The sequence below is a fragment of the Vulcaniibacterium gelatinicum genome, from assembly GCF_008033445.1.
GTDB lineage: Bacteria > Pseudomonadota > Gammaproteobacteria > Xanthomonadales > Xanthomonadaceae > Vulcaniibacterium_B > Vulcaniibacterium_B gelatinicum.
Genome location: NZ_VNKO01000011.1, coordinates 77,125 through 93,002 on the forward strand (window position 1 = coordinate 77,125; position 15,878 = coordinate 93,002).

Consider the following 15,878-nt stretch of genomic DNA (forward strand, 5'->3'; position numbering starts at 1 on the left):
AGGCCAAAACCGGCAAGGTCCGCCGATCCTAACCGCCGGGGGAGGAAAGTAAAAGAGCCGTTAAGGCGGGGTCGGCGGGGTGTCGACGAGGAGGGCTGGCTGAATCCGTGGCCGGGCGGCCGGGGCCCTTGGGATCCGCCGGCCCCGGCCGGGCGGGTGGGCCGCCCCTGGTCCCGACCGTTGGTCGGCACCCCTTGCCGTTGGAAGGGATATCCGGCCGCGAAGGCGCGGTCGCACTAGGCTTGGGGCCATGAAGATCCCGGTCGAACGCCGCCAGCATCCGCGCCAGGACGTGGTGCGGACGGTGATGGTGCGCCCCAACGGCGACCGCCACGAGGCGTACCTGCTCGACATCTCACGCGGCGGCGCGCGGGTCAGCCTGCCGGAGCACTGGGTGCCGCAGCGCGGGGCGGTGTTGCGGCTGTACTTCGAGGAACTGGGCGGCGGCCTGGTCGGGCTGTGCGGCCGGGTGGCGCGGGTGGGCATGGACGACGTCGGCGTGGAGTTCGACACCGCGCAGGAGGAGGACATCCGCGCCTTGTTCGTGGGGCTGGGGATCGAGAGCTGAGCAGGTGGCGGCGCGCAGGCCGCGGCCTCATTCGCAACCCACGCCGTCGCCGTGCGCCGGGACCTCGTGGCCTGCGAAGAGGAATGCGCAACGGCAAGCGCCAAATGGATCCCGGCTTGCGCCGGGACGACGGCAGCGGATGGCGCCCGTGCCCGAAGCAAACTGAGGCAACGCCCACGCCCACGCGCACGCACCATGCGGTGACGACTCACCCCGGCATCAGGCCCCAACCCGCCGCCGCACCGCGTCCATGTCCCGAACCGGCCGCACCTCGATGCTGCCGGTGCGGATCCACGGCCACTCCTGGGCCATGCGCACGGCTTCCTCCAGGCTGTCGGCCTCGATCAGGTTGAAGCCGGCCAGCACCTCCTTGGTCTCGGCGAACGGACCGTCGGTGACCGTGGTGCGGCCGTTGCGGACCCGCACCGTCCGCGCCGTGGCCGGGGCCTCGAGCTGGCGTGCCTCCAGCAGCCGGCCCTCGGCCTTGAGCGCGTCGGCATGGTGCAGGCAGCCGCGCATCATGTGCTCGAACTCGCCCGGGGCAGGGCGTCCATCAGGGCATCGTCAATGTAGACAAGGAGCAGGAACTGCATGGCGAACCCTGCGCGATGGGGGAGGCGGGATCATGTCGCATCCGCCACGGGGCGGGGAGGCGGACATTTTTCCGCGGCGATGTCGATTCCGCCCCCGCGCATCCGTCGTCCCTCCCGGGAGCCCGGCTTCCGGGCCCGTGTCCCACCCCAAGGAGATGCACGATGCGAGTGATGGTGCTGGTCAAGGCAAGCCCGGAGACCGAGGCCGGGAAGATGCCCGCGCGCGAGATCCTCGACGCGATGGGCCGCTACAACGAGGAACTGTTCAAGGCCGGGATCCTGCTCGCCGGCGATGGCCTGCACCCGAGCCGGAAGGGCGTGCGGGTGCGGTTCGAGGGCGGCCGGCGCACCGTGATGGACGGCCCGTTCGCCGAGACCAGGGAGCTGGTGGCCGGCTACTGGCTGTGGCAGGTGCGCTCGCTCGAGGAGGCGGTGGAATGGCTCAAGCGCGCGCCTTTCGACGGCGGCGCCGAGGTCGAACTGCGCCCGGTGTTCGAGCCCGAGGACTTCGGCGAGGCGCTGGACGAGGAACTGCGCGTGCGGGAGGAACGCATGCGCGCCGAACTCGCTGCGCGGTCCTGCTGAAGCCGATGTGAGCCGCGCCGCGGCTTGCGGTCGCCGTCGCGCGGTGGTGTGATCGGGCGCGATGTCCACCCCCGCGCCCGACCACATCCATCGCACGATCGATGCCGTGTGGCGCATGGAAGCCCCGCGCATCGTCGCCGCGCTCACGCGCATGCTGCGCGACCTCGACCTGGCCGAGGAACTGGCCCAGGACGCGCTGGTCGCCGCGCTCGAGCGCTGGCCGCGCGACGACGTGCCGGACAAGCCCGGCGCCTGGCTGATGGCGACCGCCAAACACCGCGCGATCGACCGCCTGCGCCACCTGCGCCTGCAGCAGGACAAGCACGCGGGCCTCGCGCTCGAAGCGGGGGATGCGGCCATGCCCGCGCCGGACGACGAGGACCGCCTGCAGGACGACATCGGCGACGACCTGCTGCGGCTGATGTTCGTGGCCTGCCATCCCGTGCTCTCGCAGGAGGCGCAGGTGGCGCTCACCCTGCGCCTGCTCGGCGGGTTGGCCACCGACGAGATCGCGCGCGCGTTCCTGGTGCCGGAGCCGACCGTGGCCCAGCGCATCGTGCGCGCCAAGCGCACCCTGGCCGAGAAGCGGGTGCCGTTCGAGGTGCCGCGCCGCGAGGAACTGCCGCAGCGGCTGGCGGCGGTGCTCGGCGTGATCTACCTGGTGTTCAACGAGGGCTACACCGCGACCGCGGGCGAGGACCTGATCCGGCCCGCGCTGTGCGAGGAGGCGCTGCGCCTGGGCCGGCATGCCGAGGCCCGCGCCGAGTTCGAACGCGCCGCCGCCCTCACCCGCAACGCCCGCGAGCAGGCGCTGCTGCGTGCGCGTGCGGTGGCGTGTGGTCAGCGTGGGGTTTTGGCCACGGATCAAGGCGGATGAACACGGATGAAAAAAATCAGGGAGAAAGCGCCGCAACCGGTCACGACGCGGATGCGCCGGAATGACGTTGCGGCACCGGCTTTACGCCGGAATCAACGGTCGTCCCCTCGAAAGCTTCCTTGCGCCACCCGGCTTCGATTCTGGAGCAGGCGCTCGCTTTTATCGGTGTTCATCCACCTTGATCCGTGGCAAACAACGCGCGCCGCCCGTCATCGCGACAGCGCCGCCTGGATCTCCTCGAGGCGGTGGCCGCGGGTCTCGATCCCGCTGCGCCAGAGCATGACTGCCGACACCGCCATCGGCAGCGCGATCAGCAGCGCCGACAGGGTGAAGTGGGAGAAGAAGCCGAGCACGCCCAGGCCCGCGCCGAGGATGCCGCCGGCCTTGGAACTGGCCGCGATCACGCCCGAGCCGGTGCCGCGCAGGTGCACCGGATAGATCTCGGCCGCGTACGGGATCAGCATCGCGATCACGCCGCTGATGCTGGTGAGCAGCAGCGCGGTGGCGGCGGTGGTCAGCGCTTCCGAACGCAGGCCGAGCGCGCCCATCGCCGCGAACAGCAGCAGCGACAGCGTGCTCAGGACGATGAACAGCACCAGCGAGCGGAAGCTGCTCCAGCGGTGGTACAGCCAGATCACCACGGCGATGCCGGGCAGCGCCCACAGCGCCGACTTCGCCAGCAGCGCGCTCGCCGCCTTCGGATCCACGCCGAGCTCGGTCAGGTTCACCGGCAGCCACAGCAGGAAGCCGAAGTTGGCCAGGCCCCAGGCCACGCCGCAGGTCAGCAGGCCCCAGCTGATCGGCGCGTGCCGGCCGTGCAGCAGCGCGCGCGCGCCGCGCACCGGATGCTGCTCGTCCAGCGCCGGCGGCGCCGGGTGCGCGGCGTCCTCGCGTTCGATCCCGGCGGCGTCGCCGGTGAAGCGGCGCAGCACCGCGCGCGCCTCGTGCGCCAGGCCCATGTTCGACAGAAAGCGCGGCGATTCGGGGATGTAGCGGTCCAGGAAGATGATCAGCGCGCCGGTCGGCAGCCCGAGCAGCCACAGCACGCGCCAGCTGAACAGCGGTTCCAGCGTCGCCGCGGCGCCGGCCGCGAGCAGGTAGCCGGCCGAGGTGCCGATGCCGCCCAGCGCCACCAGCAGCCAGCCGCGGTGCGCGGCCGGCACCGTCTCCGCCATCAGCGTGAACGCGATCGGCAGCAGCCCGCCGGCCGAGGCACCCATCAGGAAGCACATCGCCAGGTTCCACTCGAACTCGGGCATCGCGCCGCAGATCGCGGTGCCGATGAACATCAGCGCGCCGAGCAGGATCGCGGCGCGGCGGCCGAACAGGTCGCCGATCCGGCCCCACACCACCGAGCCCACCGTGGTGCCGGTGAGCGCGAACAGCGCCAGCAGGCTCGCGGTCGGCTTGGAGATTTCGTATTCGGCGCTCATGCCCGGCATGACGAAGCCGAGCGTGGCCGGCTTCATCACGTCCACCGCCAGCGCGATCACCAGCACGACCACCAGCTTCCAGTGCTCGCGGTTGAGCGGCACGCCGTCGGCGACGTGGAAGTGCAGCTGGCCGGCGTCGCCGCGCAGTGCGGCGCGCATCTGCGCGATGCGCGGCATCAGGCCGTAGCACGCCAGCGCCAGGCCGAGCGGGATCAGGCCCATGCCGAGCCACATCTCGGCGGTCATCGGCATGCCCACCATCTGCCAGTGGGTGTGCCGGCCCATCAGGAACATCGGCATGTGCGCCAGCACGCCGGCGACGATCAGCGCGCTGCCGAGCCAGAAGGCCACGGGGTGGTGGAAGGAGAAGCCGCCGGCCTTCATGGCGATGCCTGTCGGGATGTGCTGCGCGGGGCGCGGCTCAGGTCAGGAACCAGGCCTCGACCGTGCCCTTGACCTTGATCGTCATCGGCTGGCCGCGGCGGTCCTTGCTCTTGCCCACCGGCAGCCGCACCCAGCCCTCGCTGATGCAGTATTCCTCGACGTTGTGCCGCTCCACGCCGTTGAAGCGGATGCCGATGCCGCGGGCGAGCAGGGCCTCGTCGTAGTAGGGGCTGCGCGGATCGTTGGACAGGCGGTCGGGCGGGGTGTCGGACATCGTCGTGCGGCGGCGCGGAAGGAACGGGCCGGGGATTGTAGCGGCCCGGGGCCGCGCGGGCGGTCACGGCGCCTCGCCGCGGCCCTGGGCGCGGGCGCGGGCGATCACTGCCTTGACCAGCGCGCGGTCGCGGTGGCGCGAGATCGCCACCGCGCCGAGCGCCAGCGCCTGTTCGCGCAGCTCGGCGGTGATGTCGTAGTGCGCGCCGCTGGTCTTGTTCTGGAACGCGCGCCGCGGCAGGCCCAGGCGCGCCGCCATCGCATGCAGTTCCTCGAGCGTGTCGGCCATCAGGTGCGCCCAGCGCCGGCCGCGCCAGAGGGTCACGGGGTCGTCCACGTACACGGTCATGGGCGCCAGTGTGGCCGATTGCGGGCGCAAGCGGGCTACCATCGCCGCATGTGCCTGATCGCCGTCGCCTGGCAAGCGCATCCGCGCTACCCGCTGGCCCTGATCGCCAACCGCGACGAGCTGCACGCGCGCCCGAGCGCGCCGGCCGGGCCGGACCCGCAGCGTCCGGACGTGTACGGCGGGCGCGACCTGCAGGCCGGCGGCAGCTGGCTGCTGGTGTCCGCGCGCGGCCGCCTGGCGGCGGTGACCAACGTGCGCGTGGGGCCGGTCGCCGCGCTCGCGCCGCGCTCGCGCGGACAGTTGGTGCGCGAGTTCGCGCACGCGACGGCCGATGTCGAGGACTGGCTGCTGCGCCTGTCGCCGACCGCGCCCGAGTACGGCCGCTTCAACCTGCTGCTGTGGGACGGGCACACGCTGGCCTACGCGACCAACCATCCGCGCTACGCCTGGCAGCCGCTCGCGCCCGGCGTGCACGCGGTGTCCAACGGCGCCTTCGACGCGCGCTGGCCAAAGAGCGGCCGCGCCACGCATGCGCTGGAGACCTGGCTGGCCTCGCCATTGGCGCAGCGCGAGCCGGGTGCGGACCTGGTCGCGCCGCTGTTCGCCGCGCTCGCCGACACCGTGCCGGCGCCCGACGCCGAGCTGCCGGACACCGGGGTCGGCCTGGCCCTGGAGCGGCACCTCTCGCCGCCCTTCGTGCGCGATCCGCACTACGGCACGCGCTGCAGCAGCGTGGTGCTGGCGGGAGCCGACCGCATCGTGTTCGCCGAACGCCGTTACGGCCCGGACGCGGTGCCGCTCGGCGCGAGTTTCGTGCAGTGGCCGCGGCAGGAAACCGGTCCACTGGCCGCCGCAGCGCCCGATTCACGTTGACTTCGACACCTGGATTCCGTGCCGCGTCCGACAGGGGGGAGCGCACATGGCAGTCACACGCGAGCTGTTCGACGGTGAAATCCTCTACCGCCAGGGTGATCCGGCCGATTGCGCCTGGCTGATCGAACGCGGGGCGATCGAGCTGACCTCGCAGCAGGGCCGGCGCACCGTCCACCATGGGGTGTTCGGCCCGGGCGAGCTGATCGGCGAACTCGGCATGCTCGAGGGCGCCCCGCGCAGCGTCACCGCCACCGCGCGCGGCGACACGGTGCTGCTGGCGATCGACCGCGACCAGTTCCACGAGCGGCTGGAGAACAGCGACCCGATCGTGCGCACCCTGGTGGGCAGCCTGCGCCGGCGTGCCCGCCACCTGCTCGCGCACCTGCCCGAGGACGCGCCGCCCCCGGCCGAGGACCTGCCCGCCGAGCATCCGGGCGAGCGCGTCGGCCTGGACAAGATCCGGCTCGAGGCGCTGCTGCGCGAGGCCCTGCACCACGGCACGCTGGAAGTGCGCTACCAGCCGATCTACGACCTGCGCACCGCGCGCGTGAGCAAGTACGAAGCGCTGGTGCGCTGGCAGCTGCCCGAGCGCGGCGTGGTCTCGCCGGCGGAGTTCATCAAGCTGGCCGAGGAAACCTCGCTGATCGTGCCGGTGGGCGAGTACGTGCTCGACCGCGTGCTGGAGGTGCTGCGCGGCCTGCGCGCGGCGGGCGAGGACGCCCTGCCGAGCATCGCGGTCAACCTCTCCGCGCGCCAGCTGGTCGAGCCCGGGATGGCGCGCCACATCGTGCAGCGCGTGGACCGCGCCGGGCTGCCGCCGGGCGTGCTCAAGCTCGAGGTGACCGAGAGCCGCATGCTCGACTACGCCCAGGTCGCGGCGGTGATGGCGCATTGCCGCGCGCATGGCATCCCGTTCGCGCTCGACGACTTCGGCACCGGCTATTCCAACCTGACCCACCTGCACAAGCTCGAGTTCGAGTACGTCAAGGTGGACCAGGCCTTCGCCCGGCACATGTTCGACTCCGAGCGCGCGATGGCGATCGTGCGCGCGATCGTGGCGATGGCGCACGGCCTGCGCGCCGAGGTGATCATGGAGGGTGTGGAGACGCGCGAGCAGCTCGCCCAGCTGCGTGCGCTGGGGGTGCGCTTCGCCCAGGGCTACCTGGTCGGGCAGGCACAGCCGGCCGAGGCGGTGCTGTCCGGCGAGGCGGCACGGTTCAGCGACGCCGATGCCCTGGTCTGAACGGGGCGGGCCCGGACACAGCCAAGGAGTGACTTCCGGCCCATGCGCGGGAATCTTGGTGTGTTACTATACCAGCACACCAAATCACGAGGTTCCCGCTATGACCGCCCCCCGCACCCGCGACCCCCGCCCGGCGCTGCGTCTCCCGACGCCCGCCCCGGCGGCCCCCGCCATGCGCACCTACCCCGAGCGCGACTTCGGCGTCGGCTACGGCCGCAGCAGCGGCTATGCCAGCGAGCGCCGTTATGCCGACGGCCGCGGCGGCCCGAGCTACTTCCGCTGCCGCTGAGGCGGCCCGTCGGGGCACCGCTCAAGGTACGTATTCGGCCGGCATCGCCTCGAACCGGCGCGGATAGTCGCGTTCCTCGCTGATCCGGCGCACCTCGGCGTCGGCCAGCGCCGGCGCCGCGTACACGGCATAGACGATCTCGTCCTCGCGCCAGCCGATGTGGTGCAGCGTGTAGCGCGGCTGGCCGCTGCCGGTGTCGGGGGGATAGTGGGCCGGCGGCGGCCCCTCCAGATCGAGTTCGCTGTTGTCCACCGGGCCGCCGACGAAAAGGGCTCGCATGGCTCGCGCTCCTGGGTGACGTGTCCGCCAGCGTGCCAGCGGACACGTTTGCACAGGGTCAAGACCGGCGCGAATGCACGATTCAGCGCAGCCCGGCGTGCATCGCCGCCACCAGCCCGCCTTGCGCGTCGTCGCCGCTGAAGTCCCACAGGAACGCCCCGCCCAGGCCCTGCACGCGCGCGTAGGCCATCTTGTCGGCGATCGTGACCGGATCGTCGAAGCTCCAGAACGTGCGCCCGTCGTAGATCCAGCGCGCCTTGGAGTCCGGCTCGGCGTACACCGGCCAGGCCAGCGTGCGCAGCCGGCGGTAGCTCTCGATGCCCTCGCCCAGGCTGCCCGCGGCGGCACTGCCGCCCTGGTACAGGCCGTTGTTGGCGCTGCCCACGCCGGTCCAGCCGCGGCCGTAGGAGGCGATGCCCAGGTGCAGCTTGGAGGCCGGCACGCCGCGGTCGAGGAAGGCCTGGATCGCGTCGTGCGTGTTGTAGTAGCGTGCATCGCCCGTGGCCGGATCGCCCGGATCGTTGAACAGCGCCGAATGGAAGTTGGTGCGCGGCTCCCACGCACCGTGGAAGTCGTAGGTCATCACGTTGATGAAATCCACCGACGGGTGGTACTGGTCGGGACGGGTGACGCGGATCTTGTCCACGCCCGCGCCCACCGCCACGCTCAGCAGCAGGCCCGGCCGCACCGCGTCGAGCTGGCGGCGGAATTCGGCCAGCAGGCCGGTGAAGTTGTCGGTGTCCTCGCTGCCGCCGCAGGTCAGGCCGCACGCGGCCGGGTACTCCCAGTCGATGTCGAAGCCGTCGAACACGCCGGCCGCCGCGCCGGGGCCGCCGGCGTTGTCGAACAGGGGCAGGTTGCCGCGGATGTAGGCGTCGATGCACGAGGCCACGAACGCGGCCCGGTGCTCCGGCCGCGCCGCGCTGGCGAAGCCGCGCGACCAGGTCCAGCCGCCGAGCGAGATCAGCACCTTCAGGTTCGGGTACTTCTGCTTGAGCTTGCGCAGCTGGTTCCAGTGCCCGCGCAGCGGCTGGTTCCACAGGTCGGCCACGCCGTCCACGCTCTCGGCCGCGGTGTAGGTGCGCGAGTAGTCGGCGTAGGCGTCGCCGCCCTCGCCGGTGGCCGGGTCGGTGGCCTTGAGCACGCCGACCTCGCAGCGGTTGTCGCGCACGTTGCCGAAGGCGTAGATCAGGTGGGTCAGGCGCGCGGCGGTGCCGCTGGTGTCGAGCATGCGCACCGTGTAGCCGGAGTTGTAGATGCCCCACTGGGTGAAGTAACCCACCACCCGCGCCGGCGCGGCGCCGTCGGCGGGCGTGGTGGCGGCGATCAGTGCGGCGCTCTGCGCGGAGGCGTTGCCGGCCGCGTCGCGGGCGCGCACGGTGTAGCCGTAGCCGGTGTCGGCGGCCAGGCCGCTGTCGGTGTAGCCGGTGCCGGCGGTGCTGCCGACCAGCACGCCGTTGCGGAACACGTCGTAACCGGCCACGCCGCTGCCGCCGGCGTTGTCGGTGGCGGCCTGCCAGGCGAGGGTGATGCTGGCGCTGGTGCGGCCGGCCACGCTCAGGCCGGTGGGCACGCTCGGCGCCACGGTGTCGGCCGTCGGCTGCACGGTGATGGTGACGCTGGCCGAGGTGGTGCGCGCCTTGCGGTCGTCCTGCGCCACCGCCTTGAGCACGTGCGTGCCGGCCGGCGCGTTGCTCCAGGCGAACGCATACGGCGCGGTGCTGTCGCTGCCGAGCCGGGTGCTGCCGGCATAGAACTCGACCCGGGCGATGCTGCCGTCGGGATCGCCGGCCTCGGCGGTGAGGGTGATCGCCACCCCCTGCGGGATGCTGGCGCCGTCGCCGGGCGCGGTCAGGCGCACGCTCGGCGGCGCGTTGGCGGTGCGGGCGGCATGCGCGGTCAGCGCCAGCAGGGCAAGGATGGCAAGGAGAACCAGGGCGCGGCGCAGCACGCGCGCGCGCAGACGGGGGAACAGGGAAGTGGTCGGCACGGCAGGATCTGGACAGGGGTGGACAGGGGCCCGGGGGAAGGCACCAGCGACGGGCCGCGGGGGCGGGCACCGTGCGCCATCCGTGGACGGCTGGCCGGGGGCAGTCTCGGCAGCCCGCACCGGGCGGGTTGCCGAGCGCGTCACAGATCGAGCGTGGATCGGAAAAACCGCGGACGAGTGGTGTGACCGCGGTCAAGGAACGCGCCGTGGGGCGGCGCAGGCCGGGCCCGGCGGCAGCCGTGTGCTGCCGCGGGGCCGGCCGTGGCGGGGTCAGCCGAGGCGGCGCGAGAGCGCGTAGAAGGCCAGGTTGCCCAGGCCGGTGGCGCCGAGCAGCACCGCGATCACGCCGGGGGTGACGTCGGTCCAGCCGGCGGCCTCGACCAGGCCGAAACCGACCGCGAGCGCGGTCAGGGTGATGCCCCAGCGCAGGGAGCCCTGGCGCTGGCGCTGCTCCTCGCCCTGCAGCATCGCCCGGATCAGGTCCTCGGCGCCCTGCGAGGCGAGCATCTGCTTGCGCACACGGGCGTCCACCACGGCCTTGATCGCATAGGCGATGCAGATGAAGAGGGTGATCGGGATCAGGATTTCGAAGTTCATGGCGGCCTCGCGGAAGGGAAGTGGCGGGTTCGAGGCAGGGGATACGGCGGACGCGCCGGCGGTTGCAGCGGGATGCGCCGTCCGTCCGCGCGGGACGGCCTGCAACCGCGGCCGCACTGGCCGTATCCCGGGTCGGCATGCAGGATGTCCCCATGTCCGACGACCGCGCCCTGGCGGAGGCGGTGCTGGCGAACGCGCCGGGCGCGTTCGAGCGCCTGGTGGCCGCCTACCAGGGGCTGGTCTGGCACGTGATCCAGCGCATGGTCCGCCACCCCGAGGACACCCGCGAGCTGTGCCAGGAGGCCTTCCTGCGCGTGCACCAGTGCCTGCACCAGTACCGCGCCGAGGCGCCGCTGAAGGGGTGGGTCGCGCAGGTCGCCTACTCGGTCGCCAAGCGCCACCTGGAGAAGAAGCGCATCCCGCTCGCCGAGGCGGCCGACGGGGAGGCGCACGCGGCGTTGCTGGAGCACGTCGGCGACGGCGCCGACCTCGAGCGCGACCATGCCGAGGCCGAGCTCGACCGGCTGCTGCACGCCGAGGTCGAGCGCCTGCCGCCGCTGCAGCGCACGATCCTGACCCTGTACCACCTCGACGAAGTGCCGATCGCGGAGATCGCCGCGATCACCGGCCTGGCCGAGGGCACCATCAAGAGCCATCTGTTCCGCAGCCGGCTGCGCCTGAAGCAGGCGCTGGAGGCGCGGATGGGAGTCGCCGCATGAACCCGCACGACGAACATTTCGACGAACGCGAGTGGCAGGCGCAGGAACGCGCGCTGCACGAGGAGCGGCTGCACCTGGCCCAGGGCGATCCGCGCGCGGCGTCCTACCGCCGCGTGGTGCGCGCGCTGCGCGCGCCGCTGCCGGCGGAGCTGCCGGCCGACTTCGCCCGCCGGCTGGCGCGGCAGGTGGGCGCCGCCGCGCTCGACCTGCGCCTGGAGCAGCGGCTGCAGCAGGGCCTGGTGCTGGTGCTGCTGCTGGCGATCCCGGTGGCGCTGGCGCTGTACGGCGGGCGCATGCTGGCCGCGTTCGCCGCGGCGTTCCCCGCGCTGTCCTCGCACGACGCGCTGGGCTGGACGCTGGTGCTGGCCGCCTGCGTCGGCCTGTCGTCCATGGTCGAGCTGCTGCGCGGGCGGTGGCGCGCGGCCGGCTAGCGGGGGCGGGCCAGGCGGGCGGGCTAGAATCCGCGCCCCCTTCCGCCCGCTGCAGGCCGTGACCGCCACCGACGATCCCGCGCTGCACGCGCTGCTGCGCCCCTTCCACGACGGCCTGCTGGATTGGCCGGCGGAGGGGGCGCTGTTCCTGGGCGCGCGTGCCGGGACCGCATTGCAGGCGCGGCCGTGGCCGGGGCTGGTCTGGCGCCAGCCGGTCAAGCCGCTGGCCGACGCGCTGCAGCGCGCGGGCCATGCCGCGGCCGGGGACGAGGCCACGCGCCGCTGGCCGCTGGTGCTGGTGCTGCCGCCGCGCCAGCGCGAGCAGGCGCGTGCGCTGTTCGCGCAGGCGCTGGCCGCGCTCGCGCCGGGCGGGCGCGTGCTCGCCGCGGCGCCGAATGCCGCCGGCGCGAAGAGCGCGGAGGCCGACCTCGCCCGCCTCGCCGGGCCGCTGGGCACGCTCTCCAAGCACCACTGCCGCGTGTTCTGGACCGCGCCGCTGGCCGCGCCGCCCGACCCGCGGCTCGCGGCCGAGTGGGCCGCGCTCGACGCCCCGCGCCGGATCGCCGATCCGCGCGCCCACGGCGGCGGATTCGTCAGCCGCCCGGGCGTGTTCGCCTGGGATCGGGTGGATGCGGCCTCGGCCCTGCTCGTCGCGCACCTGCCGGCCGAACTCGCCGGGCGCGGCGCCGACCTCGGTGCCGGCTGGGGCTACCTCGCCACCCAGGTGCTGGCGCGGTACCCGCGCGTGACCGCGTTCGACCTGTACGAGGCCGACGCCCGCGCGCTCGCCTGCGCACGCGAGAACCTGGTGCCGTTCGCCACGCGCGTGACGCTCGGCTTCCACTGGCACGACGTCGCCGGCGGCGTGCCTGGCGGCTACGACTTCGTGGTCTGCAACCCGCCGTTCCACGGCGAGGGCCCCGACGCGCGCCCCGAGCTCGGCCGCGCCTTCCTGCGCGCCGCCGCCGCCGCGCTGCGCCCGGGCGGGCGCCTGTTCCTGGTCGCCAACCGCCAGCTGCCCTACGAGCGCACCCTCGCCGAGGGCTTTGCCGACGTGCGCACGCTGGCGCAGGCAGGCGGCTACAAGGTCTGCACGGCGGTGGCGCGATGAAGCTGCTCCGGCTGATCGCCAACCTCGGCTACGGCAGCCGCAAGGACGTGCAGCGCATGTTCCGCGACGGCCGCATCACCGACCCGCGCGGCGTGCCGCTGGACGCCGACGCCACCGTGCCGCACGCCAAAATCCGCCTCGACGGCGAACCGCTCGATCCGCCGCCGGGCTTCACTTTGATGCTGCACAAGCCGGTCGGCGTGACCTGCTCGACCCACGACGTCGGCCGCCTGGTGTACGACCTGCTGCCGCCGCGCTTCCGCCTGCGCCGGCCGGTGCTCTCCAGCGTCGGCCGGCTCGACCGCGACACCAGCGGCCTGCTGCTGATGACCGACGACGGCGCGCTGCTGCACCGGATCATCGCGCCGAAGTCGCACCTGCCCAAGGTGTACGAGGCCACGCTCGCGCAGGACCTGCGCGGCGACGAGGCCGCACTGTTCGCCGCCGGCACGCTGCGGCTCGAGGGCGAGGCCACGCCGCTCGCGCCCGCGCATCTGGAAGTGCTGGACGCGCGCCGCGTCCGGCTCACGCTCACCGAGGGCCGCTACCACCAGGTGCGGCGCATGTTCGCCGCCACCGGCAACCGCGTGACGACGCTGCACCGCAGCCGCATCGGCGGACTGGCGCTCGGCGACCTGCCCGAGGGACGCTGGCGCGCGCTGGACGCGGACGACCTGGCGCGGCTGTGGGGCTTGGAGCGCGGGGACGACGGCACTGGCGGCCCCCCCATGCCCGCTTGCTAGGCTGGGCGCATGCCCCGCGCCCTCGCCGCCAACGGCGCGACGCATCGCGCGCGCGCCGTGTTCATGATGCTCGCCGCCGTCGGCCTGTTCTCGCTGATGGACGCCGGGCTCAAGCTGCTGTCCGCGCACTATCCGCCGTTCCAGGTCAGCGCCCTGCGCGGCGCGGCCTCGCTGCCGTTCGTGCTGCTGTGGGTGGTGGCGCGCGGCGCGCACCGTTCGTTGCTGCGCGTGCGCTGGCCGCTGCACCTGCTGCGCGGCGCGCTCGGGGTGATGATGATGGCCGCGTTCGTGTACGGCGTGCGCCGGCTGCCGCTGTCCACCACCTACACCCTGTTCTTCGTTGCGCCGCTGCTGATCACCGCGCTGTCGGTGCCGGTGCTGGGGGAGAAGGTCGGGCCGCGGCGCTGGACCGCGATCGCGATCGGCCTGCTCGGCGTGCTGGTGGTGCTGCGCCCGACCGGCGAGGGGCTGGCGAGCCTGGCCGGGCTGGCGGTCCTGCTGGCCGCGTTCGGCTACGCGGTCTCGGCGATCACCGTGCGCGTGCTCGCGCGCACCGATTCGAACGCGGCGATGGTGGTGTGGCTGCTGGCCCTGCTCGCGCTCGGCTCGCTGGCGCTGGCGTGGCCGGCGTGGGTGCCGCTGCGCGCCGAGCACGCCTGGCTGATCGCCGGCGTCGGCCTGGCCGGCGCGCTCGGCCAGTATGCGATCACCGAGGCGTTCCGCGTCGGCGAGGCCTCCCTGGTCGCACCGCTCGAGTACACCGCGCTGCTGTGGGGCGTGGGCCTGGATCTGGCGCTGTGGGGCGTGCTGCCCGACCCGATCACCTGGCTCGGCGCCGCGATCATCGTCGCCAGCGGCCTGTACCTGCTGCAGCGCGAGCGCACGCACCTGGAGGCCGAACACCCCTGAGGCGGGGGCGTGCCGCGTCGTGTCCGTTCCGCCGGCGTTCCATCGTTATCGCCGGGTGCGCGTTTCGCGCATGTCCAGGGGAGAAACGAACATGAAGCACGGAATGATGTTCGGCGCCGGCGGGCTGGCGCTGGCGCTCGCGGCCGCGTTTGCCTATGCCCAGCGGGGTCACGGTCTGCCGGATGGTGAAGTGGCCGGGTCGGATCTGCTGCCCGCGCCATCGCAGCGGGCGCTGTCGCGGCACAAGCCGGTGGCGCCGGCGGCGGCCGGGGTGACCGTGGAGGACGTCGGCGACGTGGATTCGTTCGGCCGCAACCTGCGCTGGCTGGGCGTCACCCAGATGAACGTGCGCCTGACCGATGACTGCTCGGCCACGCCCCCGGCACCCGGGGCCGCCTGCACCGAACTGCTGCCGGCACCGGCGCTCACCAGCTTCAACCACCAGGACGTGGCGTCCATCACCCTGCCGCCGAAGGCGACCCATTCGCTGCTGTGCTACTGGCTCTCGCCGTTCCTGACGGTGCGCTACGACAATCCGACTGCCGCGCCGGTGGTCGCGCGCCTGACCCTGTCGCCGACGCTGACCGTCGAGAATTCCGTGCTCGACGACCCGGCGCTGATAGACCCCACCACCGGCCTGCCGTTCGGCGGCCGCCTGCGCACCGGCATGACCTCCTCGGAGATGTTCGAGGTGCCGCTCGCACCGGGCGTGGCGTTCACCGAACGCACCCGCGACTCGGCGGTGTGCATCGCCGGGTTCCTCAACCGGCGCACGCTGGTGGACACCTTCGGCCTGACCGACGCGCAGGCCACCGAGTTCTTCAAGCGCCGGACCACCGTGCGCATGAACCTCACGGGCAGCGCACGTTACGTCGCCGACGCGAACCTGATCTTCGGCTTCCGCATCATCGGCGACTGAGCGGCATCCGGCGCCTGCGCCTGCACGCGGCAGTCCGCCGGCGCCGCATCGGCGGGGTCGGGGATGGGCCGCGCCACGCCGACGCTGCCGATGCCGAGGGCGAGCAGGCTCAGCGCCATCGCGCCGCGCCAGAACACGTGTCGTAGCGAGTACATGGGCATGCCTTCGCGGGTGGGGCCTCACCGGAAGGGATGCGGCGGGAAGCGGCGGCGTTGCGGCGCCGGCGCGCCCGGGACGAAGGTCATGCCCGCTTCCGGCACGGGGCGCCCGGCCGCGTGCGCGGCAGGATGCGCGCACAGACGGCCACCAAGCCGCCCGCCCCCGTTTCGCGCCGGTCACGGCGCTTGCCCCAGCCTCCCGCTCCCGGGAGGCTTTTTCTTGGCGCTCCCGCCGCGCACGGCCACAATAGCCCTCTTTCCCCGCGACGGATCCCCCCATGGCCGAACTGAAGGAAGCGCGCGTCCCCGACATCGGCGGCTACGAGGATGTGCCGGTGATCGAGCTGCTGGTGCAGGTCGGCGACCGCGTCCGGCAGGACCAGGGCCTGGTCACGCTCGAATCGGACAAGGCGACGATGGAAGTGCCCGCGCCGTTCGCCGGCGTGGTGCGCGAGCTGAAGGTGAAGGTCGGCGACACGGTGAGCGAAGGCGCGCTGATCGCGCTGATCGAGGCGGCCGAGGCGGCCGAGGCGGCCGAGGCGGCCGAGGCCGCCG

At 73.1% G+C, this 15,878-nt stretch carries 19 protein-coding genes and 2 pseudogenes; 13 read left to right on the forward strand and 8 right to left on the reverse strand.

From position 1 onward, the window contains the following. Positions 1-250: 250 nt before the first annotated feature. The gene (locus tag FPV26_RS08115; protein WP_147653380.1) at positions 251-568 is read left to right on the forward strand and encodes a PilZ domain-containing protein; all 318 of its coding nucleotides are present in this window, start codon (positions 251-253) and stop codon (positions 566-568) included. Between the two features lie 219 nt (positions 569-787). On the opposite strand, the pseudogene FPV26_RS08120 reads toward FPV26_RS08115, so the two are convergent. Further along, positions 788-1,161 (reverse strand): annotated as a pseudogene (locus FPV26_RS08120) (YciI family protein). A 162-nt stretch (positions 1,162-1,323) separates the two neighbouring features. Between FPV26_RS08120 and FPV26_RS08125 the strand changes: the two are divergent. Both FPV26_RS08125 and FPV26_RS08130 read left to right on the forward strand, forming a co-directional pair. Next, entirely contained in the window at positions 1,324-1,746 is a 423-nt protein-coding gene (locus tag FPV26_RS08125; protein WP_147653381.1) for a YciI family protein, read from the forward strand. Between the two features lie 61 nt (positions 1,747-1,807). Next, a pseudogene (locus FPV26_RS08130) lies at positions 1,808-2,506 on the forward strand (RNA polymerase sigma factor); the annotation flags it as partial. 326 nt (positions 2,507-2,832) lie between these two features. On the opposite strand, the gene FPV26_RS08135 reads toward FPV26_RS08130, so the two are convergent. From FPV26_RS08135 to FPV26_RS08145, 3 genes are all read right to left on the reverse strand, one after another. Next, positions 2,833-4,440, reverse strand: coding sequence for an MFS transporter (locus tag FPV26_RS08135; protein WP_147653383.1), 1,608 nt, complete (start codon positions 4,438-4,440; stop codon positions 2,833-2,835). A gap of 37 nt (positions 4,441-4,477) precedes the next feature. Then, positions 4,478-4,714, reverse strand: coding sequence for a DUF3297 family protein (locus tag FPV26_RS08140; protein WP_147653384.1), 237 nt, complete (start codon positions 4,712-4,714; stop codon positions 4,478-4,480). Positions 4,715-4,777: 63 nt separating this feature from the next. Beyond that, positions 4,778-5,062, reverse strand: a complete 285-nt coding sequence (locus FPV26_RS08145) for a DUF4031 domain-containing protein (RefSeq protein WP_147653385.1) — start codon at positions 5,060-5,062, stop codon at positions 4,778-4,780. A 48-nt stretch (positions 5,063-5,110) separates the two neighbouring features. Between FPV26_RS08145 and FPV26_RS08150 the strand changes: the two genes are divergently transcribed. The 3 genes from FPV26_RS08150 (at position 5,111) to FPV26_RS08160 (ending at position 7,467) form a co-directional block, all read left to right on the forward strand. Next, complete coding sequence (locus tag FPV26_RS08150; RefSeq protein ID WP_147653386.1) at positions 5,111-5,935, forward strand: NRDE family protein; 825 nt, start codon at positions 5,111-5,113, stop codon at positions 5,933-5,935. Positions 5,936-5,981: 46 nt separating this feature from the next. Then, positions 5,982-7,178, forward strand: a complete 1,197-nt coding sequence (locus FPV26_RS08155) for an EAL domain-containing protein (protein WP_147653387.1) — start codon at positions 5,982-5,984, stop codon at positions 7,176-7,178. Between the two features lie 100 nt (positions 7,179-7,278). Further along, entirely contained in the window at positions 7,279-7,467 is a 189-nt protein-coding gene (locus tag FPV26_RS08160) for a hypothetical protein (RefSeq protein ID WP_147653388.1), read from the forward strand. A gap of 21 nt (positions 7,468-7,488) precedes the next feature. Here FPV26_RS08160 and FPV26_RS08165 read toward each other — a convergent pair whose 3' ends face one another. The 3 genes from FPV26_RS08165 to FPV26_RS08175 all read right to left on the reverse strand — a co-directional run bounded on the left by FPV26_RS08165 (position 7,489) and on the right by FPV26_RS08175 (position 10,333). After that, on the reverse strand, positions 7,489-7,746 hold the full coding sequence (locus tag FPV26_RS08165; RefSeq protein WP_147653389.1) for a hypothetical protein: 258 nt from the start codon (positions 7,744-7,746) through the stop codon (positions 7,489-7,491). 82 nt (positions 7,747-7,828) lie between these two features. Continuing rightward, entirely contained in the window at positions 7,829-9,682 is a 1,854-nt protein-coding gene (locus FPV26_RS08170) for a glycosyl hydrolase family 18 protein (protein ID WP_342781840.1), read from the reverse strand. 324 nt (positions 9,683-10,006) lie between these two features. Next, positions 10,007-10,333 (reverse strand): DUF6249 domain-containing protein, encoded by a 327-nt coding sequence (locus tag FPV26_RS08175; RefSeq protein ID WP_147653391.1) that lies wholly within the window; start codon positions 10,331-10,333, stop codon positions 10,007-10,009. Positions 10,334-10,485: 152 nt separating this feature from the next. On the opposite strand from FPV26_RS08175, the gene FPV26_RS08180 reads away from it, so the two are divergent. From FPV26_RS08180 to FPV26_RS08205, 6 genes are all read left to right on the forward strand, one after another. Continuing rightward, positions 10,486-11,052, forward strand: coding sequence for an RNA polymerase sigma factor (locus FPV26_RS08180; RefSeq protein WP_342781839.1), 567 nt, complete (start codon positions 10,486-10,488; stop codon positions 11,050-11,052). Continuing rightward, the gene (locus FPV26_RS08185; RefSeq protein WP_147653393.1) at positions 11,049-11,483 is read left to right on the forward strand and encodes a hypothetical protein; all 435 of its coding nucleotides are present in this window, start codon (positions 11,049-11,051) and stop codon (positions 11,481-11,483) included. The genes FPV26_RS08180 and FPV26_RS08185 overlap by 4 nt, the downstream gene beginning before the upstream one ends. Positions 11,484-11,541: 58 nt before the next feature. Further along, complete coding sequence (locus FPV26_RS08190; RefSeq protein WP_147653394.1) at positions 11,542-12,594, forward strand: class I SAM-dependent methyltransferase; 1,053 nt, start codon at positions 11,542-11,544, stop codon at positions 12,592-12,594. Continuing rightward, positions 12,591-13,337, forward strand: a complete 747-nt coding sequence (locus FPV26_RS08195) for a pseudouridine synthase (protein WP_147653395.1) — start codon at positions 12,591-12,593, stop codon at positions 13,335-13,337. The genes FPV26_RS08190 and FPV26_RS08195 overlap by 4 nt, the downstream gene beginning before the upstream one ends. 9 nt (positions 13,338-13,346) lie before the next feature. Then, positions 13,347-14,246 carry a DMT family transporter gene (locus FPV26_RS08200; protein WP_246109243.1) on the forward strand — a complete coding sequence of 300 codons (900 nt, stop codon included), beginning with the start codon at positions 13,347-13,349 and terminating at the stop codon, positions 14,244-14,246. 91 nt (positions 14,247-14,337) lie between these two features. Further along, positions 14,338-15,165, forward strand: a complete 828-nt coding sequence (locus FPV26_RS08205; RefSeq protein ID WP_147653396.1) for a hypothetical protein — start codon at positions 14,338-14,340, stop codon at positions 15,163-15,165. Here FPV26_RS08205 and FPV26_RS08210 read toward each other — a convergent pair. After that, entirely contained in the window at positions 15,114-15,320 is a 207-nt protein-coding gene (locus tag FPV26_RS08210) for a hypothetical protein (RefSeq protein ID WP_147653397.1), read from the reverse strand. The genes FPV26_RS08205 and FPV26_RS08210 overlap by 52 nt on opposite strands. Positions 15,321-15,601: 281 nt before the next feature. Between FPV26_RS08210 and FPV26_RS08215 the strand changes: the two genes are divergently transcribed. Beyond that, positions 15,602-15,878 (forward strand): biotin/lipoyl-containing protein (locus FPV26_RS08215; protein WP_147653398.1); only part of this gene is annotated, 277 nt, incomplete at its 3' end.

Coding starts and splice junctions, on each gene's coding strand:
- FPV26_RS08115 (WP_147653380.1), top strand. CDS start 251: ATGAAGATCCCGGTCGAACGCCGCCAGCATCCGCGCCAGGACGTGGTG.
- FPV26_RS08125 (WP_147653381.1), top strand. CDS start 1,324: ATGCGAGTGATGGTGCTGGTCAAGGCAAGCCCGGAGACCGAGGCCGGG.
- FPV26_RS08135 (WP_147653383.1), bottom strand. CDS start 4,440: ATGAAGGCCGGCGGCTTCTCCTTCCACCACCCCGTGGCCTTCTGGCTC.
- FPV26_RS08140 (WP_147653384.1), bottom strand. CDS start 4,714: ATGTCCGACACCCCGCCCGACCGCCTGTCCAACGATCCGCGCAGCCCC.
- FPV26_RS08145 (WP_147653385.1), bottom strand. CDS start 5,062: ATGACCGTGTACGTGGACGACCCCGTGACCCTCTGGCGCGGCCGGCGC.
- FPV26_RS08150 (WP_147653386.1), top strand. CDS start 5,111: ATGTGCCTGATCGCCGTCGCCTGGCAAGCGCATCCGCGCTACCCGCTG.
- FPV26_RS08155 (WP_147653387.1), top strand. CDS start 5,982: ATGGCAGTCACACGCGAGCTGTTCGACGGTGAAATCCTCTACCGCCAG.
- FPV26_RS08160 (WP_147653388.1), top strand. CDS start 7,279: ATGACCGCCCCCCGCACCCGCGACCCCCGCCCGGCGCTGCGTCTCCCG.
- FPV26_RS08165 (WP_147653389.1), bottom strand. CDS start 7,746: ATGCGAGCCCTTTTCGTCGGCGGCCCGGTGGACAACAGCGAACTCGAT.
- FPV26_RS08175 (WP_147653391.1), bottom strand. CDS start 10,333: ATGAACTTCGAAATCCTGATCCCGATCACCCTCTTCATCTGCATCGCC.
- FPV26_RS08180 (WP_342781839.1), top strand. CDS start 10,486: ATGTCCGACGACCGCGCCCTGGCGGAGGCGGTGCTGGCGAACGCGCCG.
- FPV26_RS08185 (WP_147653393.1), top strand. CDS start 11,049: ATGAACCCGCACGACGAACATTTCGACGAACGCGAGTGGCAGGCGCAG.
- FPV26_RS08195 (WP_147653395.1), top strand. CDS start 12,591: ATGAAGCTGCTCCGGCTGATCGCCAACCTCGGCTACGGCAGCCGCAAG.
- FPV26_RS08200 (WP_246109243.1), top strand. CDS start 13,347: ATGCCCCGCGCCCTCGCCGCCAACGGCGCGACGCATCGCGCGCGCGCC.
- FPV26_RS08205 (WP_147653396.1), top strand. CDS start 14,338: ATGAAGCACGGAATGATGTTCGGCGCCGGCGGGCTGGCGCTGGCGCTC.
- FPV26_RS08210 (WP_147653397.1), bottom strand. CDS start 15,320: ATGTACTCGCTACGACACGTGTTCTGGCGCGGCGCGATGGCGCTGAGC.